24 protein-coding genes are annotated in these 25,860 nt (G+C 72.1%); 23 read left to right on the top strand and 1 reads right to left on the bottom strand.

Going from position 1 to position 25,860, the window contains the following annotated elements; genetic code table 11:
- Window positions 1-12 precede the first annotated feature (12 nt).
- From ACG04Q_RS08425 to ACG04Q_RS08320, 22 genes are all read left to right on the top strand, one after another.
- A complete protein-coding gene (locus tag ACG04Q_RS08425; protein WP_394510442.1) occupies window positions 13-717 on the top strand; it encodes a riboflavin synthase subunit alpha in 705 nt (234 codons plus the stop codon).
- A gap of 177 nt (window positions 718-894) precedes the next feature.
- The gene (gene kdpF / locus ACG04Q_RS08420; protein ID WP_394510441.1) at window positions 895-987 is read left to right on the top strand and encodes a K(+)-transporting ATPase subunit F; all 93 of its coding nucleotides are present in this window, start codon (window positions 895-897) and stop codon (window positions 985-987) included.
- Window positions 984-2,690, top strand: coding sequence for a potassium-transporting ATPase subunit KdpA (gene kdpA, locus ACG04Q_RS08415; RefSeq protein ID WP_394510440.1), 1,707 nt, complete (start codon window positions 984-986; stop codon window positions 2,688-2,690). The genes kdpF and kdpA overlap by 4 nt, the downstream gene beginning before the upstream one ends.
- The gene (gene kdpB, locus ACG04Q_RS08410) at window positions 2,687-4,747 is read left to right on the top strand and encodes a potassium-transporting ATPase subunit KdpB (RefSeq protein WP_394510439.1); all 2,061 of its coding nucleotides are present in this window, start codon (window positions 2,687-2,689) and stop codon (window positions 4,745-4,747) included. The genes kdpA and kdpB overlap by 4 nt, the downstream gene beginning before the upstream one ends.
- A 20-nt stretch (window positions 4,748-4,767) precedes the next feature.
- Window positions 4,768-5,055, top strand: a complete 288-nt coding sequence (locus tag ACG04Q_RS08405) for a TorF family putative porin (protein ID WP_394510438.1) — start codon at window positions 4,768-4,770, stop codon at window positions 5,053-5,055.
- Between the two features lie 25 nt (window positions 5,056-5,080).
- Window positions 5,081-5,698 carry a potassium-transporting ATPase subunit KdpC gene (kdpC, locus tag ACG04Q_RS08400; protein ID WP_394510437.1) on the top strand — a complete coding sequence of 206 codons (618 nt, stop codon included), beginning with the start codon at window positions 5,081-5,083 and terminating at the stop codon, window positions 5,696-5,698.
- A gap of 9 nt (window positions 5,699-5,707) precedes the next feature.
- Window positions 5,708-5,839, top strand: coding sequence for a hypothetical protein (locus tag ACG04Q_RS08395; protein WP_394510436.1), 132 nt, complete (start codon window positions 5,708-5,710; stop codon window positions 5,837-5,839).
- A 7-nt stretch (window positions 5,840-5,846) separates the two neighbouring features.
- Window positions 5,847-6,818, top strand: a complete 972-nt coding sequence (locus ACG04Q_RS08390) for a magnesium and cobalt transport protein CorA (RefSeq protein ID WP_394510435.1) — start codon at window positions 5,847-5,849, stop codon at window positions 6,816-6,818.
- Window positions 6,815-9,499 carry a DUF4118 domain-containing protein gene (locus tag ACG04Q_RS08385; RefSeq protein WP_394510434.1) on the top strand — a complete coding sequence of 895 codons (2,685 nt, stop codon included), beginning with the start codon at window positions 6,815-6,817 and terminating at the stop codon, window positions 9,497-9,499. The genes ACG04Q_RS08390 and ACG04Q_RS08385 overlap by 4 nt, the downstream gene beginning before the upstream one ends.
- Before the next feature lie 17 nt (window positions 9,500-9,516).
- Window positions 9,517-10,179 (top strand): response regulator, encoded by a 663-nt coding sequence (locus tag ACG04Q_RS08380; RefSeq protein WP_394510487.1) that lies wholly within the window; start codon window positions 9,517-9,519, stop codon window positions 10,177-10,179.
- A 142-nt stretch (window positions 10,180-10,321) separates the two neighbouring features.
- Window positions 10,322-11,884 (top strand): methyl-accepting chemotaxis protein, encoded by a 1,563-nt coding sequence (locus ACG04Q_RS08375; RefSeq protein WP_394510433.1) that lies wholly within the window; start codon window positions 10,322-10,324, stop codon window positions 11,882-11,884.
- A 31-nt stretch (window positions 11,885-11,915) separates the two neighbouring features.
- Window positions 11,916-12,134 carry a DUF3820 family protein gene (locus ACG04Q_RS08370; RefSeq protein ID WP_394510432.1) on the top strand — a complete coding sequence of 73 codons (219 nt, stop codon included), beginning with the start codon at window positions 11,916-11,918 and terminating at the stop codon, window positions 12,132-12,134.
- Window positions 12,135-12,154: 20 nt separating this feature from the next.
- Window positions 12,155-12,850 (top strand): phosphodiester glycosidase family protein, encoded by a 696-nt coding sequence (locus ACG04Q_RS08365; protein WP_394510431.1) that lies wholly within the window; start codon window positions 12,155-12,157, stop codon window positions 12,848-12,850.
- A gap of 109 nt (window positions 12,851-12,959) precedes the next feature.
- Complete coding sequence (locus ACG04Q_RS08360) at window positions 12,960-13,826, top strand: ABC transporter ATP-binding protein (RefSeq protein WP_394510430.1); 867 nt, start codon at window positions 12,960-12,962, stop codon at window positions 13,824-13,826.
- Window positions 13,823-15,394 carry a hypothetical protein gene (locus tag ACG04Q_RS08355; protein WP_394510429.1) on the top strand — a complete coding sequence of 524 codons (1,572 nt, stop codon included), beginning with the start codon at window positions 13,823-13,825 and terminating at the stop codon, window positions 15,392-15,394. Before ACG04Q_RS08360 ends, ACG04Q_RS08355 begins: the two co-directional genes overlap by 4 nt.
- A 56-nt stretch (window positions 15,395-15,450) precedes the next feature.
- Complete coding sequence (locus ACG04Q_RS08350; protein WP_394510428.1) at window positions 15,451-15,969, top strand: hypothetical protein; 519 nt, start codon at window positions 15,451-15,453, stop codon at window positions 15,967-15,969.
- An 82-nt stretch (window positions 15,970-16,051) separates the two neighbouring features.
- Window positions 16,052-17,038, top strand: a complete 987-nt coding sequence (gene sigJ, locus ACG04Q_RS08345) for an RNA polymerase sigma factor SigJ (protein WP_394510427.1) — start codon at window positions 16,052-16,054, stop codon at window positions 17,036-17,038.
- Window positions 17,035-17,511, top strand: a complete 477-nt coding sequence (locus ACG04Q_RS08340) for a carboxymuconolactone decarboxylase family protein (protein ID WP_394510426.1) — start codon at window positions 17,035-17,037, stop codon at window positions 17,509-17,511. The genes sigJ and ACG04Q_RS08340 overlap by 4 nt, the downstream gene beginning before the upstream one ends.
- Before the next feature lie 36 nt (window positions 17,512-17,547).
- Window positions 17,548-18,780: a M20/M25/M40 family metallo-hydrolase gene (locus ACG04Q_RS08335; RefSeq protein ID WP_394510425.1), complete on the top strand. Its 1,233-nt coding sequence runs from the start codon at window positions 17,548-17,550 to the stop codon at window positions 18,778-18,780.
- 282 nt (window positions 18,781-19,062) lie between these two features.
- Entirely contained in the window at window positions 19,063-20,892 is a 1,830-nt protein-coding gene (locus tag ACG04Q_RS08330; RefSeq protein WP_394510424.1) for a thiamine pyrophosphate-binding protein, read from the top strand.
- On the top strand, window positions 20,889-21,698 hold the full coding sequence (locus ACG04Q_RS08325; RefSeq protein ID WP_394510423.1) for a citrate synthase family protein: 810 nt from the start codon (window positions 20,889-20,891) through the stop codon (window positions 21,696-21,698). The genes ACG04Q_RS08330 and ACG04Q_RS08325 overlap by 4 nt, the downstream gene beginning before the upstream one ends.
- Window positions 21,695-22,528 carry a citrate synthase family protein gene (locus tag ACG04Q_RS08320; protein WP_394510422.1) on the top strand — a complete coding sequence of 278 codons (834 nt, stop codon included), beginning with the start codon at window positions 21,695-21,697 and terminating at the stop codon, window positions 22,526-22,528. Before ACG04Q_RS08325 ends, ACG04Q_RS08320 begins: the two co-directional genes overlap by 4 nt.
- Here the strand turns inward: ACG04Q_RS08320 and ACG04Q_RS08315 are convergent.
- Window positions 22,525-24,609, bottom strand: coding sequence for a TonB-dependent receptor plug domain-containing protein (locus tag ACG04Q_RS08315; RefSeq protein WP_394510421.1), 2,085 nt, complete (start codon window positions 24,607-24,609; stop codon window positions 22,525-22,527). The two genes, ACG04Q_RS08320 and ACG04Q_RS08315, sit on opposite strands and share 4 nt — an antisense overlap.
- Before the next feature lie 275 nt (window positions 24,610-24,884).
- Between ACG04Q_RS08315 and ACG04Q_RS08310 the strand changes: the two genes are divergently transcribed.
- On the top strand, window positions 24,885-25,859 hold the full coding sequence (locus ACG04Q_RS08310) for a hypothetical protein (protein WP_394510420.1): 975 nt from the start codon (window positions 24,885-24,887) through the stop codon (window positions 25,857-25,859).
- Window position 25,860 lies beyond the last annotated feature (1 nt).

The following is a 25,860-nucleotide window of genomic DNA, read 5'->3' as shown; positions in this document are numbered from 1 at the left end:
CCTTTTTTCATCATGTTCACAGGCATTGTCCAGGGCGTCGCCCGCGTCGAATCGATTGACGCCCGCGAGGGGCTGCACACGCTGGCGCTGAAGCTGCCGGCGGGCTTCGACGAGGATCTCGCCATTGGCGCCAGCGTGTCCTGCGACGGCGTCTGCCTGACCGTCACCGAGCGGCCGTCGCCCGACGTCGCGCTGTTCGACGTGATGGGCCAGACGATGAAGCTGACGACGCTGGGGGGCTTGCGCGTCGGCTCGGGCCTGAACGTCGAGCGCGCGGCCAAGGACGGCGCCGAGATCGGCGGCCATCCGCTGTCGGGCCACGTCGACGTGTCGGCGCACATCGCCGAGATCCGCAAGCCGGACAACAACCACGTCATCCGCTTCGCCGTGCCGGCGCCGTGGATGCGCTACGTGTTCGCCAAGGGCTACATCGGCGTCAACGGCTGCAGCCTGACGGTGGCCGAGGCGCAGCGCGAGCGCGACGGCTCGGGCTGGTTCGAGGTGTGGCTGATCCCCGAGACGCTGCGCATGACGACGTTTGGCGACAAGGTCGTCGGCGACGCCATCCACATCGAGATCGACCGTAGCACGCAGGTCGTCGTCGACACGGTGCGCGACGCGCTGGACGAGAAGCTGGGCCCCTTGCTGCCGGTGCTGGAGGCGATCGCGAAAGAGCGCGGCATCGACCTGACGCAGCTCGCCATCGGCAAATCTTGATGCGTTCTTGATGCCGCCCGCCGCGATCTTGTCGGCGGTTTGACGGCGCGGTTTCCAGAATGACCTCCATGTTTTTGGAGGTGTCATGGACATCGTTTTTCTCGGTCTGGGCGCGGTTCTCGCGCTGCTGACCGCACTGGCGGCCTGGGGCTGCCAGCGCCTGGCGGGGAGGAAGTCATGAGTGGCTTCGAACTCGCCGCCACCGTGCTCGTCGTCGCGCTGGTGGGCTATCTGTTCTGGGCCTTGCTGTTCCCGGAGGACTTGTCATGAGTTCCTCTGCATGGACGCAGCTTGCCGCCTTCCTCGTCGTGCTGCTCGTGCTGGCCAGGCCGCTGGCGACGTGGATTCACGCCGCGATGGAGGGGCGCGTTGCGTGGCTGCTTCGCGTCGAGCGGCCGCTGCTGCGTGCGGCCGGCGTCGGTGACGCCGAACAGGGCTGGCTGCGCTACGCGCTGGGCCTGCTGCTGTTCAATGGGCTGGGCGTCGTCGCCGTCTATGCGCTGCAGCGGCTGCAAGCCCAGTTGCCACTGAATCCGCAGGGCTTCGCCGCCGTGTCGCCGGACTCGGCGTTCAACACCGCCATCAGCTTCGTCACCAACACGAACTGGCAGGGCTACGGCGGCGAGACGACGATGAGCCACCTGACGCAGATGCTGGCGCTGACGGTGCAGAACTTCCTGTCCGCGGCCACCGGCCTGGCCGTCGTCATGGCGCTGCTGCGCGGCTTCGCCCGCAGGAGCGCCGGGACGCTCGGCAACGTCTGGGCCGACCTCACCCGCGCCACGCTGTGGGTGTTGCTGCCGCTGTCGCTGGCGTTCGCCGTCTTGCTGGCAGGCCTGGGCGTCGTGCAGACGCTGGCGGCGGCCGTGCCGGCGACGACGCTGGAAGGCGCACAGCAGTCGATCTCGCTGGGGCCGGTCGCGTCGCAGCTGGCCATCAAGATGCTGGGCACCAACGGCGGCGGTTTCTTCAATGCCAACTCGGCGCATCCGTTCGAGAACCCGACGGCGCTGACGAACGCGCTGCAGATGCTGGCCATCTTCCTGATCCCGACGGCGCTGTGCTTCGTCATGGGCCGGCAGGTGGGGGACATGCGCCAGGGCTGGGCGCTGCTGGCGGCCATGACGGTGATGTTCGTTGTCGCCGTCGTCATCGCCACCGGCGCCGAGCAGGCGGGCAACCTGCGGCTGGCCGCGCTGGGCGTGGACGCCACCGCCAGCGCCACGCAGCCCGGCGGCAACATGGAAGGCAAGGAGGCGCGCTTCGGCATCAACGCGTCGTCGCTGTTCGCCGTCATCACGACGGCCGCCAGCTGCGGCGCCGTGAACGCGATGCACGACAGCTTCACGCCGCTGGGCGGCGCCGTGCCGCTGGTCATGATGCAGCTGGGCGAGGTCGTCTTCGGCGGCGTCGGCGCCGGCCTGTACGGCATGCTGGTGTTCGCGCTGCTGGCGGTCTTCGTGGCCGGGCTGATGATCGGCCGCACGCCCGAGTACCTCGGCAAGAAGATCGAGGCCTTCGACATGAAGATGGTGTCGCTGGCCATCCTGCTGACGCCGCTGGCGGTGCTGGTGGGCACGGCGGTCGCGGTGGCGACCGAGCCCGGCCGCGCCGGCATCGCGGCACCCGGCGCGCACGGCTTCAGCGAGGTGCTGTACGCGTTCTCGTCCGCCGGCAACAACAACGGCAGCGCCTTCGCCGGCCTGTCGGCCAACACGCCGTTCTACAACCTGCTGCTGGGCCTGGTGATGTGGCTGGGCCGCTTCGGCGTCATCGTGCCGGTGCTGGCGCTGGCCGGCTCGCTGGCGGGCAAGAAGCGACTCGTGGCCGGCGAGGGCACGCTGCCCACCCATGGCCCGCTGTTCGTGGCCTTGCTCATCGGCGTGGTGCTGCTGGTGGGCCTGTTGAACTACGTGCCGGCGCTGGCCCTGGGGCCGGTCGTCGAGCATCTCATCCTGTGGAGCGCCGCATGAACCGGGCTTTTTCGTTGTTCGACGCCAAGCTGGCGCGTGAGGCCCTCGTGGCGTCCGTCACCAAGCTGGACCCGCGCACGCAGGTGCGCAACCCGGTGATGGCCGTCGTCTACCTCGGCAGCCTGTTCACGACGGCGCTGGCCGTGGCCCAGCCGTCGGGCTTCGTCATCGCCGTGACGGTGTGGCTGTGGTTCACCGTGCTGTTCGCCAACTTCGCCGAGGCGCTGGCCGAGGGCCGCAGCAAGGCCCAGGCCGCGTCGCTGCGCGGCCTGAAGAAGGAGACCTGGGCCAAGGTGGCCGACGACTGGCGCGCCGGTGTGCCGCGCGAGCAGATCAAGTGGCACCCCCGCGAGGCCGGCACGCTGCGCCGCGGCGAGATCGTGCTGGTGGAGGCGGGCGACGTGGTGCCGGCCGACGCCGAGGTCGTCGACGGCGTCGCGTCGGTGGACGAGAGCGCCATCACCGGTGAATCGGCGCCCGTCATCCGCGAGAGCGGCGGCGACTTCTCGGCGCTGACCGGCGGCACGCGCGTGCTGAGCGACTGGGTCATCGCGCGCGTGGCCGTGAACCCCGGCGAGACCTTCGTCGACCGCATGATCGCGATGGTGGAGGGCGCCCAGCGCAAGCGCACGCCCAACGAGGTGGCGCTGACCATCCTGCTGGTGGCGCTGACGCTGGTGTTCCTGGGCGTCGTCGCCACGCTGCTGCCGTTCTCGGCGTTCAGCGTGGCCGTGGCCGCTGAATCTGGACAGACAGGCGAGCCGGTCAGCCTGGTCGTGCTCGTCGCGCTGCTGGTGTGCCTGATCCCGACGACCATCGCCGGCCTGCTGTCGGCCGTGGGCGTGGCGGGCATGAGCCGCATGCTGCAGGCCAACGTGGTGGCCACCTCGGGCCGGGCCGTCGAGGCCGCGGGCGACGTGGACGTGCTGCTGCTGGACAAGACCGGCACCATCACGCTGGGCAACCGCCAGGCCGACGCCTTCTGGCCGCTGGCCGGCGTCAGCGAGGCGCAGCTGGCCGACGCGGCGCGGCTGGCCTCGCTGGCCGACGAGACGCCCGAGGGCCGCAGCATCGTCGCGCTGGCCGATCGCCAGTTCGGCGCCGCTGCGGTGGCCGAGCGCGGCGAGTTCGTGCCCTTCACCGCGCAGACGCGCATGAGCGGCGTGGACCTGGGCGCGCGCCAGATCCGCAAGGGCGCCGGCAGCGCGGTGTGCGCGCATGTCGAGGCGCTGGGCGGCCGCTGGCCAGCCGGCGTGCAGGCCAGCGTGGACGAGGCCGCCCGCCGCGGCAGCACGCCGCTCGTGGTGGCCGACGGCACGCACGTGCTGGGCGTCGTCGAGCTGAAGGACATCGTCAAGCCCGGCATCCGAGAGCGCTTCGCGCAGCTGCGCCGCATGGGCATCAAGACCGTCATGGTCACCGGCGACAACCGGCTGACCGCCGCGGCCATCGCGGCCGAGGCGGGCGTGGACGACTTCCTCGCCGAGGCCACGCCCGAGGCCAAGCTGGCGCTGATCCGCGAGCACCAGGCGCAGGGCCGGCTCGTCGCGATGACCGGCGACGGCACCAACGACGCGCCCGCGCTGGCCCAGGCCGACGTGGCCGTGGCCATGAACACCGGCACGCAGGCCGCCAAGGAGGCCGGCAACATGGTGGACCTGGACAGCGACCCCACCAAGCTCATCGAGGTGGTGGAGACCGGCAAGCAGATGCTGATGACGCGCGGGTCGCTGACGACGTTCTCCATCGCCAACGACCTGGCCAAGTACTTCGCGGTGCTGCCGGCGGCGTTTGTCTCGACCTACCCGCAGCTGGCGGCGCTGAACGTGATGCGGCTGGCCAGCCCCGGCTCGGCCATCCTCAGCGCCGTCATCTTCAACGCGCTGATCATCGTCGTGCTGATCCCGCTGGCGCTCAAGGGCGTGCGCTACCGCGCCATCGGCGCTAGCGCGCTGCTGCGCCGCAACCTGCTCGTCTATGGCCTGGGCGGCGTCATCGTGCCCTTCATCGGCATCAAGGCCATCGACCTGCTGCTGGTCGCACTGGGTCTGGCCTGAACCCTTCTTCCTGTCGTTCCATGAAAAAGACTGCTTTCTCTCTGCTGGCGCTGCTCGCGCTGGCGCCCGCCTTCGCCGCGGAGGCCACGAGCCCCTGGTCGTTCAACGCCGGCGCGGTCAGCGACTACCGCTATCGCGGCATCTCGCAGACCCGGCTGCAGCCGGTGCTGCAGGGCGGCGTGGACTACGCCGCGCCCGCGGGCTTCTCGTCTGCGTGGCGCTGGTGGGCACCGACGCCGGCCGCGCGGCCTACACGAGCGCCGTCAGCGCCAAGTTCCTGGGCCGCACGGGTGCCGTGCTGGGCCTGAAGAAGACCTTCTGAGGAGACGCTGCATGACCCCCACCCTGGAGACACCCGCCACCCCCGCCCGCGCCGACGTGCCACTGTGGCGGCCCGCGCTGACGCTGTTCGTCGTGCTCAGCCTCGTCACCGGCCTGGCCTACCCGCTGCTGGTCACCGGCGTCGCGCAGACGCTGTTCCCGCGCGAGGCCAACGGCAGCCTCGTCGAGCGCGACGGCCAGGTCGTCGGTTCGGCGCTGATCGGCCAGCAGTTCAGCGACGCCGGGCATTTCTGGGGCCGCCCGTCGGCCACCGCGCCCATGGCAAACAACGCCGCCAACTCGGCCGGCTCCAACCTGGCGCCCACGGCGCCTGCACTGGTGGAGGCCGTGCAGGCCCGCGTGCAGGCCTTGCGTGCGGCCGACCCGGGCAACACCGCGCCGGTGCCGGTGGACCTGGTGACCACGTCCGCCAGCGGGCTGGACCCGCACATCAGCCGCGCCGCCGCCGACTACCAGGCCGGCCGCGTGGCCCGCGTGCGCGGCCTGCCGCCGGCGCGCGTGCAGGCGCTGGTCGCCCAGCACACCGAGGGCCGTTGGCTGGGCCTGGTCGGCGAGCCGCGCGTGAACGTGCTGCAGCTCAACCTCGCGCTGGACGCCGCCGCGCGGTGAGGGGCGGGCATGGACTGGCTGTACGCGCTGCTCGCGCTGGGTGCCGTCGCGCTGCCGCTGGCGGCGGTGGGCGGGCTGATCGGCTGGCAGCAGCGCCGCCGGGCGCGTGCGAGGATGGCCCGGTGTTCCCGCAAGCCCTGACTGCCGCATGCTGATCAACAGTGCCGTGTACGACGATGGCCGCCTGGTGGCCGAACCCGCGCTGGACGGCGTGTCCGAGGCGCTGGCGGCGCGCGAGAGCGGCTTCCTGTGGATCGCGCTGCGCGACCCCACCGACGACGAACTGGCCCGCCTGCAGCACGAGCTGGACCTGCCGCCGCTCGCGGTGGAGGACGCCCGCAAGGGCCAGCAGCGCCCCAAGGTGGAGGAGTACGGCGACATCACCTTCGCTGCCATGCACCTGCTGGAGACGGGCCCCGAGGGCCTGGACGTGGGCGAGGTGCATGTGTTCGTCGGGCCGCGCTTCGTCGTGTCGGTGCGCCACCGCAGCAACCAGGGCTTCCTGGGCGTGCGCGACCGCGCCGAGCGCGAGCCCGAGCTGCTGCGCCAGGGCCCGGGCTTCGTGCTGTACGCGCTGATGGACGCCGTCGTGGACCGCTACATCCCGCTGATGGACGGCATCGAGGCCGAGCTGGAGAAGCTGGAGGAGACGATGTTCCTGCGCGGCCAGGACCGCCAGGCCGTCGTGCAGCAGCTGTTCGCGCTGAAGCAGCGCCTGGCCACGCTGCGCCATGCCGTCACGCCGCTGCTGGAGGTGACGGCCAAGCTGCATGGCGGCCGCGTGCCGGTGGTCTGCAAGGCGCTGCAGGAGTACTTCCGCGACGTCTACGACCACCTGCTGCGCATCCAGGCCAGCATCGACGCCGCGCGCGAAACCATCATCGCGGCCACGCAGGTGAACCTGACGCTGGTGACCATCGACGAGTCGCTCGTCACCAAGCGGCTGGCCGCCTGGGCCGCCATCTTCGCGGCGTCCACGGCGCTGGCCGGCATCTGGGGCATGAACTTCGAGAAGATGCCCGAGCTGAAGTGGGCCTACGGCTACCCGATGGCGCTGGCCACCATCGCGCTGGTCAGCGGCGCGCTGTACTGGCGCTTCAAGCGGCTGCGCTGGCTGTGAGCGACGCGCGGCCCGACCCCGACGAGCTGCTGGCCAAGGTCCGTCGCGACGAGGACAGCGCCCGGCGCGGCCGGCTGAAGATCTTCTTCGGCGCCAACGCCGGCGTGGGCAAGACCTTCGCGATGCTGGCCGCCGCCCACGCGGCGCAGCGCCAGGGCCGGCCGGTGCGCATCGGCGTCGTCGAGACCCACGGCCGCAGCGACACCGCCGCCGTCGCCCGCGACCTGGCGGCGCTGCCGCTCAAGGAGCGTGAGCACCGCGGGCAGACGCTGCGCGAGTTCGACCTCGACGCCGCGCTGGCCTGGGGCGCCGCCGAGCCGGGCGGTGTGCTGCTGCTGGACGAACTGGCGCACAGCAACGTCCCCGGCTCGCGCCATGCCAAGCGCTGGCAGGACGCGCTGGAACTGCGCGACGCCGGCGTGGAGGTCTGGACGACGCTGAACGTGCAGCACCTGGAAAGCCTGAACGACGTGGTGGGCGGCATCACCGGCATCCGCGTGTGGGAGACGCTGCCGGACAAGGTGTTCGACGAGGCCGACGAGGTGGTCGTCGTCGACCTGCCGCCCGACGAGCTGCTGCAGCGGCTGAAGGAGGGCAAGGTCTACCTGCCTGCCCAGGCCGAGCGCGCCGCGCGCAACTTCTTCCGCAAGGGCAACCTGCTGGCGCTGCGCGAGCTGGCGCTGCGCCGCACGGCCGACCGCGTGGACGACCAGATGCAGGCCTACCGGCGCGAGCACACCGGCCTGGCGCAGGGGGCCGTGTGGGCCAACCGCGAGTCGCTGCTGGCCTGCGTGGGGCCGGGCGGCAATGCCGACAAGGTGGTGCGCAGCGCCGCGCGGCTGGCCCAGCAGCTGGGGCTGGACTGGCATGCGGTGCATGTGCAGACGGCGCGCGGGCTGGACGAGGCTGACCGCCAGCGCGTGCAGCGCACGCTGGCGCTGGCGCAGAGCCTGGGCGCGCGCACGGCCGCGCTGTCGGCGCCCGACGTGGCGCCGGCGCTGGTGGGCTATGCGCGTGAGCACAACCTGGCGCGGCTGGTGGTGGGCCGGCGCGAGCGAGCCTGGCGCTGGCCGGGCCGGCCGTCGCTGGCCGAGGCGCTGAACCGGCTGGCCGAGGAGATGGACGTGCTGCAGGTGGCGCTGCCCACGGCCGAGCGCGAGGCCGGGCCCGCGCTGCCGCCGGTGCGCGGCCTGCTGGCGCCGCAGGCGCTGCGCGGCTACGCGGCCGCGGTGGCCGGCGTGGTGGCGACGACGGCGCTGTCGCTGGCGCTGCTGCGCGTGATGGCGCCCACCAACATCGCGATGCTGTACCTGCTGAACGTGGTGGGCGTGGCCCTGTGGTTCGGCCGCGCGCCGGCGGCGCTGACGGCGCTGCTGGGCGTGGCGGCGTTCGACTTCTGCTTCGTCGAGCCGCGCTGGTCGTTCGCGGTGGGCGACGCGCAGTACCTGGTGACGTTTGCCGTGCTGCTGCTGGTGGGGCTGGTCATCGGCCAGCTGGCGGCCGGGCTGCAGGCGCAGGCCCGGGCGGCGCGCGAGCGCGAGCGCCGCGTGCGCGGGCTGTATGCGATGTCGCGCGACCTGGGCGCGGCGCTGGTGCCCGGGCAGGTGGCCGAGATCGCGGCGCGCTTCCTGCGGGCGGAGTTCGGCGTGGCCTCGGCCGTGCTGGCGCCGCCGCTGGCCGCACCGGCGGGGCGCGAGGTGCTGGCGGTGCTGCCCGGCGCGGGCGTGCAGGCCGACCTGGGCGTGGCGCAATGGGCGTTCGACCACGGCCAGCCCGCCGGCCAGGGCACCGGCACGCTGCCGGCCAGCCCCTGCCTGATGCTGCCGCTGACGGCGCCGATGCGGCTGCGCGGCGTGCTGGCCGTGGAGGCCGCCGGCCGCCGCTGGCTGCCCGACGAACGCGAGCTGCTGGACACCTGCGCGGCGCTGATCGCGATCTCGCTGGAGCGCATCCACTACATCGAGGTCGCGCAGCAGAGCACGCTGCAGATCGAGGGCGAGCGGCTGCGCAACTCGCTGCTGACGGCCGTCTCGCACGACCTGCGCACGCCGCTGGCCGCGCTGGTGGGGCTGGCCGACGCGCTGCGGCTGACGCCGCTGCAGCCGCAGCAGGCCGAGGTGGCCGATGCGATGCGCCGCTCGGCGCTGCGCATGAGCGCGCTGGTGGCCAACCTGCTGGACATGGCGCGGCTGCAGGCCGGCGCCGTGCCGTTGAACCGGCAGTGGCTGCCGCTGCAGGAGGTGGTGGGCAGCGCGCTGGCCAGCCTGGACGAGGTGCTGGCGGGCCGCGACGTGGCGGTGGAGCTGGCGCCCGACCTGCCGCTGCTGCAGCTGGACGCGGTGCTGATGGAGCGTGTGCTCGTCAACCTGCTGGAGAACGCCGCCAAGTACGGCGGCCGGCGGCTGCGCATCGGCGCGCGCCGGGCCGGCCGCCAGGTGGAGGTGGACGTCAGCGACGACGGCCCCGGCTTCCCCGCCGGCCGCGAGCAGCAGCTGTTCGACAAGTTCGAGCGCGGCGACCGCGAGAGCGCCACGCCCGGCGTGGGCCTGGGGCTGGCGATCTGCAAGGCCATCGTGGCGGCGCATGGCGGGCGCATCGGCGCCCACAATGCCGCCTCCGGGGGCGCCTGCGTTCGCATCGAGCTGCCGCTGGGTGAGCCACCGCTGGAGGGACGAGAGTGAGCGCTGCGCGCGTGTTGATGATCGAGGACGAGCCGGAGATCCGGCGCTTCGTGCGCATGGCGCTGCAGAGCGAGGGGCTGGAGGTCCACGAGGCCGCGACGCTGCAGCGCGGCCTCATCGACGCGGCCACGCGCCGGCCCGAGCTGGTGGTGCTGGACCTGGGCCTGCCCGATGGCGACGGCCTGGACTTCATCCGCGAGTTCCGCGGCTGGTCCACCGCCCCCGTCGTCGTGCTGTCGGCCCGCGACGGCGAGGAGCGCAAGGTGCAGGCGCTGGACGCCGGTGCCGACGACTACCTCGTCAAGCCCTTCGGCGTGGCGGAGCTGCTGGCGCGGGTGCGCGTGCAGCTGCGCCGCCGCGGCGGGGCCGGCGAGGCCGACCCCGTGCTGCGCTTCGGCAACATCGCCGTGGACCGCGCGCTGCGCACGGTGACGCGCGACGGGGAGGAACTGCACCTGACGCCCATCGAGTACCGGCTGCTGCAGGAGCTGGCCACCCAGCCCGGCCGCGTGCTGACGCACCAGCACCTGCTCAAGGCCGTCTGGGGGCCGGGCCATGCGGAGGATGTGCACTATGTGCGTGTGCACATGGCCAACCTGCGCAAGAAGCTGGAGGCCGACCCCAACCGCCCGCAGTGGCTGGTGACGGAGGCCGGCGTGGGCTACCGCCTCAAGACCTGAGCGCCGCGCGCTGTAGGCAATTTGCCTACGCCCACTGTCGACATCGCCGCGCAGCGGCGTCAGGCGTCGCCGGCTCGCCGCACCGCTGCGGTATGCCGAAGATGGCGCCGTCGTCGTCGAGTGCAACCCAGGGAGTGCGTGCATGTCGTTCTGGAACAACTTCTCGGTCAAGGGCAAGCTCATGGGTGCCTTCGGCCTGCTGATCCTGATGATCGTCGCCCTGTCGGCAGCGGCGCTGCAGTCCATCAATGCCGACGGCCAGCAATTCACGGACTATGTGCAGGGCGTGGAGGCACGGGCGGTGGCCGCCGAGCAGGTACGGCTGGCCGTGGACCGCCGCGCCATCGCCGCGCGCAACCTCGTGCTGGTCACCAAGCCCGAGGATGCCGCCGCCGAGAAGGCCGCCGTCATGGCCGCCGTGGCAGACGTGGGCAAGTCGCTGGCGCTGCTGCAGTCGCTGTCCCGCAAGGCCGACGTGCCCGCCGAGGCGCGCAGCCGCGTGGAGCAGATCGCCGACATCGAGTCCCGCTACTCGCGGGTTGCCGAGGCCATCGTGGGCCTGGTGCTGGCTGGCGACCGCGAGGCCGCCATCGGCCGCATGAACGAGGAGTGCCGCCCGCTTCTGGCGGCACTCGTGAAGGCCACCGACGACTACATCCGCTACACGGCCGACACTTCCGAGCAACTGGTGGCCGAGACCGACCATGTCCACAGCCAGCGCATGACGCTGCTGGCCGGCGGCTGCGTGGCCACGGTCGCGTTGTCGCTGCTCGCCACGCTCGCGATCACGCGATCCATTGTCGTGCCGCTCAATCAGGCGGTCACGCTGATCAACGAGGTGGCCCAGGGCAACCTGGACAGCCGCAGCGTCGCTGCGCGTGGCGACGAGTTCGGCAGCCTGCTGGAGGCCATCGCCGCAATGCAGGGCGGGCTGCGCACGCTGGTGGCCTCGGTACGCCAGGGTGCCGACAGCCTGTCGCTGGCCAGCGCCGAGATCGCCCAGGGCAACCACAGCCTGTCGTCGCGCACCGAATCGCAGGCCAGCGCGCTGCAGCAGACGGCGTCCAGCATGGAGCAGCTCAGCGCCACGGTGCGCCAGAACGCCGACAACGCCGGCCAGGCCAACCAGCTCGCCCAGGCCGCCAGCGCCGTGGCGCAGCAGGGCGGGCTGGCCGTGGCGCAGGTGGTGGACACCATGCGCGGCATCAGCGAAGCCAGTCAGCGCATCGCCGACATCACGGCCGTCATCGACAGCATCGCGTTCCAGACCAACATCCTGGCGCTGAACGCCGCCGTCGAGGCGGCGCGGGCCGGCGAGGACGGGCGCGGCTTCGCCGTCGTGGCCGGTGAGGTGCGGGCGCTGGCGCAGCGCAGCGCCGAGGCGGCCAAGGAGATCAAGGGGCTGATCGCCGACAGCGTCGCCCGCGTGGAGACCGGTGCCGGCCAGGTGAGCCAGGCGGGCAGCACGATGCAGGAGGTCGTCGCCAGCATCGCCCGCGTGACCGACATCATGGGCGAGATCAGCACCGCGAGTGCCGAGCAGAGCGAGGGCGTGGGGCAGGTGGGCGGCGCGGTGTCGAGCATGGACCGCACCACGCAGCAGAACGCCGCGCTCGTCGAGGAGATGGCCGCCGCGGCGTCCAGCCTCAAGAACCAGGCCCTGGACCTGGTGCGCGCGGTGGGCATGTTCCGCATGTCGACCTGATGCCCGCGCGTGCCGCGGCGACACTGCGGTGATGAAGCCGGAAGACCTCCTCAAGCTCGTCACCACCGAGATGCCGTTCGGCAAGCACCAGGGCACATTGATCGCGGACCTGCCCGGGAACTACCTGGGCTGGTTTGCCCGCGAAGGCTTTCCCAAGGGCCAGATCGGGCAGTTGCTCGCGCTGATGTACGAGCTGGACCACAACGACCTGCGCGCCCTGCTGCAGCCGCTGCGGGGTGGTGGGCGATGAGGCGGGCGGTGAGGCGGGCGATGAGGCCGGCACTGGCCGCGCTCGCGTTGGCGGTATTGGCCGCGGCGGCGCAGGCGGACGGCCTCTACACCGTCGTGCGCGTGGACCTCGCCACGCAGAAGCTGGGCCTGTTCTGGCAGGACGACCGCGGCCGGCCGCTGCGGCGCCTGGACCGGCTCGCCGCCTGGTTGAAAGGGCAGGGCAGGGTGTTGACCTTCGGCATGAACGCCGGCATGTACCACGCGGACGGCGGCCCCGTGGGCCTGCTGGTCATCGACGGCCGCGAGCTGGCGCCGCTGAACCTGGCGGACGGCGCCGGCAACTTCTTCCTGAAGCCCAACGGCGTGTTTCTTGTCGGTGCGAACGGCGCTCGGGTCGTCGACGCGGTGGACTACGCGGCCGCGAGCGACGGCGTGCGCCTGGCCACGCAGTCCGGCCCGCTGCTGCTGAAGGACGGGCAGATCCACCCGGCGTTGCGCGCGTCGTCGGCGTCGCGCTATGTGCGCAACGGCGTTTGCGCGGCCGGGGGGCAGGTGACCTTCGTCATCAGCACCCGCCCCGTCACCTTCCACGAGTTCGCCAGCTTCCTGCGCGACGAGTTGCTGTGCCGCGACGCGCTGTATCTCGACGGTGCCGTGTCCAGCCTGTGGTCGCCCGCGCTGGGCCGCAGCGACCGCTGGCATGAGTTGGGGCCGCTGCTGGGCGTGACGGAGTAGGCCCGGCTTTCAACGGCCTGGGCCGCGGTCCGCGCGGTCTGTCGGACGCGCGTTGGCGGCACGCCGCCGCCTGCCTAACCTGCGAGCCATCGCAAGACAGGAGGCGGCCGTGCTGCAGCTACAAGACGTCGTCAAGACCTTCGGAACACTCAACGCCGTGGACGGCGTGTCGCTGGCACTGAAGCCCGGCGTGGTGGGCCTCATCGGCCACAACGGGGCCGGCAAGAGCACGCTGATGCAGATGCTCGCCACGCTTTGCAGGCCCACCCGCGGCCGCATCCTGCTGGACGGGCAGGACATCGTCGCCAAGCCCGAGCTGATGCGCCGGCGCCTGGGCTATCTGCCGCAGGACTTCGGCGTCTACCCGCACCTCACCGCGCTGGAGTTCCTGCAGTACTTCGCCGCGCTCAAGGGCGTGCGCGACCGGCAGCGGCTGCAGCAGCTGCTGGAGCTGGTGAACCTGCACGAGCAGGCGCACCGCCCGGCGGCCGGCTTCTCGGGCGGCATGCGGCAGCGGCTGGGCATTGCGCAGGCGTTGCTGAACGACCCCGACGTGCTCATCGTCGACGAGCCCACGGCGGGCCTGGACCCCGAGGAGCGGCTGCGCTTCCGGCACCTGCTGGGCGACCTGGGGCGGCAGCGTCTGGTCATCGTGTCCACGCACATCGTGTCGGACGTCGAGAACATGGCCTCGCACCTGGCCATCCTGCGCCAGGGCCGGCTGGTGAGCTACACGACGCCCGATGCCGTGCTGGCCAGCGCCGCCGGCAAGGTCTGGACGGCGCTGCTGGCGCCGGCCGATTACGAGGCGCTGCGCGAGCATGTGCACGTGCTGCAGGCCCAGCCGCAGGGCGGGCGCGTGCAGGTGCGCATGGCCCACCCGTCGCGGCCGTTCGCCGAGGCGCAGGCGGCGCAGGCCAGCCTGGAGGAAGCGCTGATGGTGCAACGCTATGCCGATGCGCGGGTGGCACGATGAACACCTCGCTCTACCAGGCCCTGGTGCTCAACGAATGGCGGCTGCGCAGCCGCCGCGTCAGCAGCCTCGTCATCCTGCTAGCGGTCGTCGCCGTGAGCTGGCTGATGGTGCTGGACCCGTCCACCGGCGCGGCCATGATGGTGACCAACAAGCAGCGCCTGGCCTACGACAGCCAGACGCTGGCGTTCGGCACCACGCTGATCGCGTCGCTGCTGTTCGGGCTGGCGGGCTTCTACCTCGCACGCGGCCGCAGCCAGGAGGACTTGCGCTGCGGCACGGCCGGCGTGCTGGGCGCCACGCCCGTGGCCAACGCGCAGCTGCTGGGCGCGCGCTGGCTGGGCGCGTTCGGCTTCCTGCTGTCGCTGGGCGCGGCGGTGATGCTGACGATCTGGGTGCTGCAGGGGGTGCGCGGCGAGGGGCCGCTGCAGCCGCTGCCCTATCTGCAGATGCTCTTCCTGGGCCTGGCGCCGGGCTTGATGCTGTGCGCCAGCCTGGCCGTGCTGGCCGACGCCTGGGCGCCGCTGATGGGCAAGCGCGGCGACGCGCTGTACTGGGTGCTGTGGATCGTGCAGTTCGCCTTCGTGCCGGCGTTTCTGGGCGAGGGTGCCATCAGGCTGAGCGGCTGGCAGGTGTTCGACATCAACGGCGTGTCGCCGCTGCTGGTGAGCCTGGGTCAGCTGCTGGACGTGCGCAGCGTGCAGGTGGGCGGCGGGCCGTTCGACCCGACGCTGCCGGTGCTGCACATGCCCGAGGGGCTGTGGAGCCGTGAGCTGGTGGCGCTGCGCCTTGGGGCCATGCTGCTGGCGTTGCTGCCGCTGGTGCCGGCCGTGCTGGCCTTCCACCGCTACGCGCCCGACCGCGTGAAGCCGCGCAGCGCGGCGCAGCGCGGGCGCGTGATGCAGGCGCTGCAATGGCTGTCGGGCCCGCTGCTGCGGCCGTTCACCCGCGCGCTGGGGGCGCTGATGTTTGCCGGCGCCCGGCTGCCTGGCGTGCCCGGCCGCTGGCTGGCGGACGTGGGCCTGGTGCTGCTGAGCCAGCCGCTGCTGGCGCTGGCGATGCTGGGTTGCGCGGTGGCGGCGGTGTTCGTGCCCGTTGAGGTGCTGCCCGGCGTGATGGCGGCGGCGCTCGGGGCCTGGGGCGTGGCCGTGGCCGATGTCAGCTCGCGCGACCTGCAGAGCGGCACGCTGGCGCTGGCCGGTGCGGCGCCGGGCGGTGCGCTGGAGCGCGGTCTGCGGCAGGCGGGGGCTGCGCTCGGCCTGGGGATCATCGTGGCCGCGCCGGCGCTGCTGCGCTGGCTGGTCGTGGCGCCGCTGCAGGCTGTCGCCTGCCTGGCCGGCCTGCTGTGCCTCAGCGCGGCGGCCGCGCTGCTGGGCCGGCTGACGCAAGGCCCGAGAACCTTCCTGGCGCTGTTCCTGTTCGGCCTGTACCTGAATCTGCAGAACACCGGCCAGGCCGTGCTGGACATGCTGGGTCTCAGCGGCGCGGCGCAGCCCGCCAGCGCAGCGGCATACACGGTGGCGGGTGTGCTGGCTCTGGTGGCGCTGCAGGTGTTGCCGCGTCGGGCCTGAGGCCGGCGTGATGGCTGACAGCGGCAGCGCTTGAACGCGCGCAAGATGCGTGGACCATGAACGCGCATCTCGCCCGGGTTCTTGGCAGCGCCGCGCTCGCCGGGTTGCTGCAGGGTGCGGCGTTGGGCGACGACCTGCCGCAGTCGCCCGCCTGCCGCACGGCGTTGCAGGCGTTGACCGAGGCTGAAGACGTTCTCGCCGCCAGTGCGGCGGCGAAGGCGTCTGCCGCCTCCGGCTCGCAACAGCAGCGCTCGGTGGCTGCCAGGCTGCAGCCGCTGCGCCAGCGCGTCGCCGATGCCTGTCTTGGCGGCCTCACCACATCGCCGCCGCCGTCGCAGCACACCGGGTTGGGCCCGGTGGCGCCCGTGCGGCCCGCCTTGGTGATGCCGCGGGCGCCGCAGCCGGCCGCGCCGCCGGTGGCCCTGCCGCGCGCCGAGACTCCCGTCACGGTGAACCACTGCAACACGGCCACCTGTGTGGCCAGCGATGGCTCCACGCTGACCCGCGTGGGCCCGACGCTGGTGGGGCCGCGCGGCGCCTGCCGTGTGGATGGCGTGTTCCTGCGCTGCCCCTGAGATGTCCTTGCCCCGCGCGGGCGGGGGATGTCACAGGCGGGCGCACTGTTTCGTCTGTGCAGGTGAGACTCCCACCCCAGCCATGAACACCACCCCCACCGACCGCGCCCGCCGTTTCGATCAGGACCACGCCCGCCGCCTGCGCGCGCTGGCCTACCGCATGGTCGGCTCGCGCGCCGAGGCCGAGGACATCGTGCAGGAGGCCTGGCTGCGCTGGGCCGAGGTGGACGAGGCGACGGTCGACCGCCACGGCGCCTTCCTGTCCCGGCTCGTCACCAACCTGTGCCTGGACAAGCTGCGCTCCGCGGCCCACCAGCGCGAGCAGTACGTCGGCGTGTGGCTGCCCGAGCCGCTGCTGGAAGACGAAGCGCTGTTCGGCTGGGCACCCGGCCCCGAGAAGCAGGCCGAGTTCGCGCAGGACGTGTCCATCGCCTTCATGCTGGCGCTGGAGCGCCTGTCGCCGCTGGAGCGTGCGGCCTTCCTGCTGCATGACGTGTTCGATCTCGACTACGACGAGATCGCCCGCCACCTGGACCGCAGCGAGGCCGCCTGCCGCCAGCTCATCAGCCGCGCGCGCAAGAACATCAAGGCCGACTACGCGCGCCGCGAGGTGGCGAAGGAAGAGGCCGAGCGGCTGGTGGCGGCCTTCATCGACGCCGTGCGCCGCCGCGACGTGGCGGGCCTGGCCGCGCTGCTGGCCGAGGACGCGGTGCTGATGGCCGACGGCGGCGGCAAGGTCAGCGCCGTGCCGCGGCCGCTGCACGGCGCCGCCCTCATTGCGCGCACCTTCATCGGCTTTGCGCAGATGCCCACCAGCCGCGGCTGGCGCCTGCTGCCCACGGTCGTCAACGGCCTGCCGGGGCTGCTCATCGTCGACGACGCGGCCGGCGGCCGGCTCGTGCAGACCCTCGCGCTGGCACCGGGCGCCGCGCCCGGCCAGGTGGGCGCGGTCTACATCCAGCGCAATCCGGAGAAGTTGGGCGCCATCGCGTCACAAACCGCGGCGCTGTCCCGTCTTGACCGTGAGGCCGGCGAATCCGCCGGCCCACCGACCCAGGACACACCATGAGCACCCACCCCCGCCTCGACTACACCCGCCTCAGCGCCGACCTGTTCAAGAAGTACCTCGACTTCAGCATGGCGTTCAAGATGGACCACGGCCTCGCGTTGCTCGTGGACATCCGCGCCTCGCAGCTCAACGGCTGCGCGTTCTGCCTGGACATGCACGTCAAGCAGGCCAAGATCCACGGCGAGCGCGAGTTGCGCCTGCACCACGTGGCCATCTGGCGCGAGTCGCCGCTGTTCTCTCCCAGGGAGCGCGCCGCGCTGGCCTGGACCGAGGCGCTGACGCGCATCGCGCCCGAGGGCGTCTCCGACGCCGCCTACGCCGAGGCGCGCGAGCAGTTCGCCGAGCACGAGTTGTCCGACCTGACCTGGCGCATCACCGCCATCAATGGCTGGAACCGCATGAACGTCGCCTTCCGCAACCCGCCGGGGTCCATGGACAAGCTGTACGGGCTGGACAAGGCGGGTCTGGCCTGAGGTCGCGGCGCCGGCCGGCTGGCTATGCTGGCTGCCATGAAATCTGCTCTCGCGCCCCTGCTGCTCGCCGCGTTCTGCACACTGCCTGCCTCGGCGCAGGAGGCCGACCCGGTCGCCACCCTCGTCAACCAGCTGGAGCTGGACAAGTACAAGGCCACCATCAAGGGGCTGACGCAGTTCGGCGACCGCCGCCAGGGCACCGCGCGCAACCGTGCGGCGCTGGACTGGATCGAGGCGCAGCTGAAGCGCTACGGCTGCACCAACACCGAGCGGCTGCGCTATGACTTCACCGAGCCGGCCCGGCGCGGCCCCGCGCAACTGCAGCCGCTGCGCGCGGCCGGCCCGGCGGCGCAGGGCGGCGGCACGCTGTTCGGCCGGCGCGCGCCCATCGGCGTCAACACCGACCCGATGGCCCAGCCCGACGAGAGGCTGCGCGCGCTGAACAGCGAGCCCACGCCGCTGGGCGCTTCGCCGCGCGAGAGCGTCTACTGCACCAAGGTGGGCAGTACCCGGCCCGACGAGATGTACATCGTGTCGGCCCACATGGATGGCCTCGGCTTCGGCGAGGCGGCCAACGACGACGGGTCGGGCACGGCGCTGGTCATGGAGCTGGCGCGCATCCTCAACGCACCGGGCGTGACGACCGAGCGTTCCATCCGCTTCATCCTGTGGAACAACGAGGAGACCGGCCTGAACGGCGCGCAGGCCTACGTGGCTCAGCGCCGCGAGCTGCAGGGCATCGAGTCGCCCAGGGGCTCCGGGCGCTACCCGGAGCCGACCTGGCTGGGCGTCATCCAGCACGACATGCTGCTGTTCGACCACGGCATGCCCATCCCGAAGCTGGATGCCGCCGGCCAGCCCGTGCTGGATGCCAAGGGCCAGCCGGTCTACACGGCGCCCCGGGAACAGCGCGCCGAGGCGGACGTGAACATCGAGTTCCAGGCCAGCGCCAAACAGGCCGACGGCGCCGCGCGGCTGGCCTGGGCGCTGCGCGCCGCCAACGAGAAGTACGCCACCGACTACCCCGCCGCGGTGGGCAACCGCATGACCAACACCGATTCCGTGCCGTTCATGGACCACGTGCCCGCCATCTCGGTGCGTGAGAACGAGCGCGGCATGCACATCGGCGCCGGCTGGAACCCGCACTGGCATCAGCCCACTGACCTGTACGCGACCTACTCGGACAAGGACTTCCTGCTGGGCCTCAACGCCGCGCAGACCACGCTGGCCGCCGTCGCGCAGCTCTCCGGGGCCAGCGTCAAGCCCTGACCCCAAGTCCTTCACAACTGCTTCGTGTTTTCCCGCATTCGCGGGGATGTCATCGCGTTTCAACTCGATACAGTTGCGTCCATCGCGCAGTCGCTAACGGCGTTCATGCGCGGGCACACAGATGCCGCAGGGGCGCACGCCCCCAGCTCAAACAGGGAAGGCTGACGGACGCATCAATCCGTGGCCATGCACGGGTCCACCGCGGTGGATTCATCCAATTCATCAATGTCGTGCGGGCGGCTTCAGCCGCTTCCGTCGCGGCGTGCCTCGCCTGTTTGCAACGTGGAAACCAACACTGCCTTTGCGCCGGCCCATGAGCCGGTGCCGGAAACCGCCCGCGACGCGGCCGACTTGATCGTCGAAGCGCTGGAGGCGCTGGGCGTCGAGTACGTCTTCGGCGTGCCCGGCGGCGCCATCGAGCCGCTCTACAACGCGCTGGCCCGCAGCGGCCGCCGTGGCGGCCCGCGCGCCATCGTTGCGCGCAACGAGCAGGGCGCCGCCTACATGGCCGACGGCTATGCCCGCGAGACCGGCCGCCTCGGTGTCTGCATCGCCACGTCGGGCCCGGGCGCCACCAACCTGATCACGGGTGTGGCCTGTTCCTACGACAACGACGTGCCGTTGCTGGTCATCACCGGCCAGCCGCCGATCCGGAACTTCGGCAAGGGCGCGCTGCAGGAGAGCAGCTGCACGGGCATCAACACGATGGCGATGTTCCGCCCCTGCACGCGCTACAACTCGCTGGTCTCGCATGCCGAGCAACTGCCCACCAAGCTGTTCAACGCCATCATGCAGGCGCAGCGTGCGCCCAGCGGCCCCAGCCATCTCTCGATCCCGGTGGACATCCTGCGCGAGCCGCTGCCGGCCGACCAGGACATGCCCGACTTCGGCGGCCTGCTGCGCCGGTCACCGGCGCTGGTGGACCTGCCGGCCGTGCGCCAGCTGGCGCGCCTGCTGTTCTCGGCCCGGCAGCCGGTCTGGCTGCTGGGGGCCGGCTGCGGCGAGGCCGTCAGCGAGCTCATGCAGCTGGTGCAGCACACCGACGGCCGCTTCATCACCACGCCCGACGGCAAGGGCTTCGTCAACCCGCGCCACCCGCGCTTCAGCGGCGTGTTCGGCTTCGGCGGCCATGCCAGCGCGGCCGAACTGCTGCAGGGCGAGCCCGACCTCGTCATCGCGCTGGGCACGGGCTTCGGCGAATTCAACAGCGGCGGCTGGAGCAGCGCACTGTTGAACAGCCGCCTCGTACACGTGGATGACAGCGACGAGAACCTGATGCGCTCCCCGATGGCGCGGCTGCATGTGCGCGGCCACATCAAGGCCGTCTGCGAGCAGTTGCTGGCGCTGCTGACGCCGCCCAACGACGGGCACAACGCGCAGCTGCTGCCCTTCATGCACCCGCAGGTGGCGCGCCAGGCCTACGACGCGATGGTGGACAGCCCGACCGCTGCGCGTGGCGACGACGCTCCCGTCAAGCCGCAGCGGCTGCTGGCCACGCTGGGCGAGCGCTGCACGCCGCAGACGCGCTTCGTCGCGGACGCCGGCAACAGCGCCGCCTGGGCCGTGCACTACCTGGCCCCGCGGGACCAGCGCAGCGGTCGCATGCCGGGCAGCGCCTGGCTCCCCGCCGGCAAGGAGCGCCGCGCGCGCCACTCCAGCTGGCTGCGCGTGACGATGGACTTCGCGCCCATGGGCTGGGCCATCGGCTCGGCGGTCGGCATCGCGATGGCCAACCCGCGCTGCCCGGTCGTCTGCCTGACGGGCGACGGCAGCTACCTGATGAACGGGCAGGAGATCACCGTGGCCGCCGAGCTGCGCCTGCCGGTGTTGTACGTCGTGCTGAACGACGGCGCGCTGGGCATGGTCAAGCACGGCCAGCGGCTCGCGGGCGCCGAGCCCATCGGCTTTGAGCTGCCCAGGGTGGACTTCGCGCTGATGGCCAAGGCCATGGGCATCCACGGCCTCGTCGTGCGCTCCGCGGCCGAGCTGGATGCGGTGGACTTTGATGCGTTGCTGGCCCGCCGCGGCCCGACGCTGCTGGACGTGCGCATCGACGGCGAGGAAGTGCCGCCCATGAATCTGCGCATGAAGACGCTGGGGACGGCCAAGTGACGCAGCCCCTCATCCGCACCCGCATCTGGGACGAGCAGCCCGAGCCTGCCGACCGCTTCGCGACGCGCGCTGCGCGCTGCCGTGGCTACGACGTCTACAACGGCCTGCTGGGCAACGCCCGCTGGGTGGACATGCTGTGGCTGCTGTTCCGCGAGGACGCGCCGACACCTCAGCAGTCGGCGCTGCTGGACACGCTGGCCGTGGCGCTGGCCAACGCTGGCCCGCGCGACGCCGCCGTGCATGCAGCCATGTGTGCGGGCCTCGGTGGCTCGCCGGCGGCGGCAGCGTTGATGGCGGCACTGGCCGTCGGCGCCGGCCGGCATGGCGGCGCGCAGGAGGTGGCCGCGGCGATGGGCTGCTGGGACCGCGTGGAGACGCTCGCCGTCGACGTCTGGGCTGCCGCCTGGCGCTCGGCCGCTGCGCCGTCGTCGGCCATCTGGCCGCAGGCCGATCACGCGCCGGGCTTCGAGCCCAATGGCGTCGTGACGGCCGGCATCGTGTGCGACGCGCTGGCGCGGCTCGCCGCGCTGGGCGGCACGCCGCGGCTGGGTTGGCTGGCCGCGCACCGCGCTGCGGTCGAAGCCGCCTTGGGCCTGCCGCTGGCCATGTCCGGCGTGGCCGCTGCTGCGCTGGCCGACCTGGGCTTCAACCCCGAGCAGGGCGAGATGCTGCACCTGCTGCTGCGCCTGCCCGGCGCCGCCGCGCATGCGCTGGAGCAGCGCGCCGCCAGCTACAAGGACTTCCCGTTCTTCGCGCTGGAGCTGCAGGACGACCCACGCCACGCGCTGCTGAAGGAGGCCGCATGACCCCGATCTCTCCGCTGGAACAACACGCCGGCGTGCTGCGCAGCCGCATGGGCGGCGCCTTTGTCGGCGAGCGCGCCGTGTTCCGCGGCCGCGACCTGCATGCCGACCTGGCCGACATGGACTGGCTGGCGCTGTACGTGTTCGGCATCACCGGCCAGCGCTACACGCCGGCCCAGCTGAAGGTGCTGCACGCGATCTGGGTCTACACCAGCTACCCCGATGCGCGCATCTGGAACAACCGCGTCGCCGCGCTGGCCGGAAGCGCGCGCAGCTCCGGCAACCTCGGCGTGGCCGCCGCGCTGGCGGTGTCTGAGGCCGAGATCTACGGCCGCGGCATCGACATCCGCGCCGCCACCTTCATCCAGCGCGCCGCGCGCGTGCGGGCCGCCGGCGGCAGCCTGGACGACTGCATCCGCGACGAGCTGAAGCAGCACCGCGCCATCGCCGGCTACGGCCGCCCCATCGCCGCCGGCGACGAGCGCATCGCGCCCATGACCCGGCTGCTCGAGCGGGAAGGGCTGGCAGACGGTGAGCACCTGACGACGGCCCGCGCCGTGGAGCAGCAGCTGCAGGCCGGCCGCTGGCGGCTGAAGATGAACTACGCCGCGATGGCCGCCGCACTGACCGCCGACATGGGCTTCACGCCGCGCCAGCATTACCAGTTCACGTTCCCCGCGTTCCTGGCCGGCATGCAGCCCTGCTACATCGAGGCCAGCGAGCAGCCGGCGGGCACGCTGCTGCCGCTGGCCTGCGACCACGTCCGCTACGAGGGCCCGGCGGCGCGTGCCTGGCCGGGCGGCCAGCAGGCCCAAAGCCCGGCAGCCTCCTAGAACCGGTAGACCAGCTGCAGGTCCAGCGCGCGGCCCGCCATCGGCAGGTCATGGGTCAGCGCCGGGGTCACGCTGGGCTCGCGCACGTCGGCGTCGAACAGGTTACGCGCCGACAGCGCCACGTCCCACCCCGGCTGGCTGGCCAGTCGCAGCGTCAGATCGGCGGTGGTGTAGTCGGCGATGGCCGGCCGTGCATCCCCTGCGGCGCGTGCGCGGCCGGCCACGCGCTTGACCTGGCCGCCCAGCGCCCAGCCCTTGCCGAAGCGCCAGTCCGCCCGCGCGTAGGCCATGTGGTGCGGGGCCATGCCGGCGTCGGCGCCGCTCGCCCTGTCGGTGGCGCGCTGGTAGGCGTAGTGCGCGGTCAGGCGCAGGTCGCGCGTGGCGTCGACCTGCAGCTCCAGCTCGAAGCCGTGGCCGCGCTGCGTGCCGGCGTTGTTGTACTCCGACACGCCGCCGCCCACGCTCGCGGACCGGATGATGTCGGTCATCTCGTAGCGGAATGCGCTGGCCTGTACCTGCGCCTGCTCGCCCAGCTGCCAGCTGACGGCGGCCTCGGCCGTGCTGATCTTCTCCGGCCGCAGCGACGGGTTGCCGCGGATGACCGGGTTGTTGATGCTGTATTCCTCCGAGAACGACGGCGCGCGGAACGCGCGGCCGACCAACAGCTTGGCCGTCACGTCCAGGCTGGCGTCCCACACCAGCGCCATGCGCGGGTTGGTGGTGCTGCCGAAGTCGCTGTAGTCGTCGCGGCGCAGGCCGGCGGTGAGCGTCCAGTCGGGCGCGAGCCGCCACTCGTCCTGCGCATACGCGTAGGAGACGCGGCGGCGCTGCGGTGTCGCGAACGACTTGTCGACCGGGAACTCGATCAGCTGCCCGCCGGGCGTGGGCACCGGCATGCCGATCAGCGGGCCTGACTCGATCAGCGTGAAGTTCTTGAACTCCTGTGTGCGATACATGTCCAGGTCGTCGTGGCCGACGCCGAAGCGCCACTGGTGCCCGGCCCAGCCGTTGTAGGCGACGACGGCCGACGTGCGCAGCTGGCGCTCCCAGGTGTTGGGCGCGCCCAGCATGCCGTCGGGGAATCTGCCGCCGAACGCGCCCGGCGGGAACACGCGCAACGCCGTCGGGAACTGGTTGATGAACTGGAAATAGCTGGCCGTGAGGTTGAGCTTGAGCTGCGGCGCCAGCTCGATGTCGGCCAGCGAGGCGCTGGCCATCCAGCGCTGGTTGCGGCCCTTGCCGACCGGGTCCAGCGCGACGCCGGCGCCGGTGCCGGTGCCGACGTTGTCGCGCAACAGGTAGCCGGCGCGCACGCGCAGCGCGCCGTAGCTGCCCTCGACATGCGCGTCCACCGCGTCGTAGCCCGTGTTCACCGGTCCCGGGGCGAGGCTGGCGTGCGTGCCGAACGCGGCGTCCAGCGCCGTCTGGCCATCGGCCTGCACGATCTCCTTGAAGCCGTCGGTGCGGCCGGCGCGCAGGTAGGCCGCCACGGCCACGGGGCCGACGGCGCCGCCGTACTGCAGCCAGCCGTCGCGGCTGGCGAACGAGCCGGCGCGCAGGCCCAGCTCCAGGCCTGGGATGTCGGCCGGGCCCTTGGTGACGATGTTGATGACGCCGGCATACGCGTCGGCGCCGTACAGCGCCGAGCCCGGCCCGCGGATGACCTCGATGCGCGCGATGTTGGCCACCGGCAGCCCGGCCCACAGCGTGCCCCGGTTGCCGACGAACATGGTCGTCATCGGCACGCCGTTGTAGAGCACCAGCGTCTGCACGTTGAACTCGCTGTAGATGCCGCGGACGATGTAGAGCGGGTTGTAGCCGCCGTTGTTGCGGCCGACGTGGATGCCGGGCACGGTGGCCAGCACCTGGTCGACGTCGGTGGCGCCCATCAGCGCGATGTCCTGTGCCGTGATCACCGTGGCCACGGCCGGTGCGCGGCGCAGTGACTGCGACGCGCCGGTGGCAAGGCTGATGGTGGTCTTGTCGCCGTAGACCTGGGCCAGCTCGTCCTCCTCGCTTGACGGCTGGGCCAGCGCGAGCGCCTGCGTTCCTGCCCAGCAGGCGCTTCCCAGGACCAACAAACCGACGAAAGGTCTCATTGCCAGCGTCTCCGAGGTGGGCGGTGAATGGGCGCGTATTGTGGGGGCGCCGCGGGGCCGCGCCCGCATGCGCGGCGATCCCGGCTTGCGGTCCGTGAACTCTGCCCATCCCGCCCAGCCGGGCATCCCACGGCCGCGGACGGTGCAGGGCCGCAGGCCAGCGCGCGGCCGCTCACGCATTTGACGCGAGGCGACAGGCCAATGCTTTGCATAATGCCGCCCACTTCGCCCCGGCTTTGCTACAGAGTCCTTTCCACTTGATCGAGCCCGGTTACCCCTGTCATGCGACGCGCCGTGCCCTGTTGCGCCAGGCCCTGGGCGGTGCCATGGCGTTGACGGGAGGGGCCGCGCAGGCGGCCGATCCGGGCCGGTCGCTGGTGGTCGTCTACCCCGAACTGGCCGAGCCGTTCAAGCAGGTGTTCATGACCATCATCTCGGGCATCGAGGACCGGCTGGGCGGCACGGTGACCAGCCTGGCCATGGCCGGCAGCGCCAGCCCCGCGCAGGTGGCCGACGACGTGCGGCGACGCGATGCCAAGGTGCTGATCGGCCTGGGCCGCGGCGGCATGCGCATCGCCGCCGCGCTGGCCGACGAGCTGGCGGTGCTGGTGGGCTGCGTGGTGTCGGTGCAGGAGTCCGAGGCGCGCAGCTTCCCCGTGCACACGCTGGCGCCCGACCCCGCGCTGATGCTGGCCCGGCTGAAGAAGCTGCGCCCCGGCACGCGCCGCGTGCATCTGGTCTACGACCCCAGGCTCAATGGCTGGCTGGCGCGGCTGGCCCGCGATGCCGCCCGCGGCGAGGGCATGGAGCTGCTGGCCCAGGAGGCCACCGACCAGGCCGGCGCGCTGCGCCTGTACTCCCAACTGCTGGCCGCGGCCGACCCGGCGCGCGACGCGCTCTGGCTGCCTCAGGACCCGACGACGGTGGACGACAACGTCGTGCTGTCGCTGGTGCTCAAGGAGGGCTGGAACCGCTCCATTGCCGTGTTCTCCAGCCACGTCGGCCATGTCAGGCGCGGCGCGCTGTTCTCGCTGTACCCCGACAACGTCGAATTCGGCCGCAGCCTGGCCGCTTCGGCGCAACGCCTGCTGGGCAACCCTCGCGCGGTGGCGGCCGGCGTGCTGCCGCTGCGCGACGCGCGGGCCGCCATCAACATCCGCACCGCAGCCCACCTGGGGCTGGACGTCGCCACGGCGCAGTCCGGCTTCGACATGGTTTACCCCTCCAACTGAG

This window comes from Pelomonas lactea, from assembly GCF_043555885.1.
GTDB lineage: Bacteria > Pseudomonadota > Gammaproteobacteria > Burkholderiales > Burkholderiaceae_C > Pelomonas > Pelomonas lactea.
Note: the sequence above shows the minus strand (reverse complement) of the source record. Positions and strands in the feature narration are given on the sequence as shown.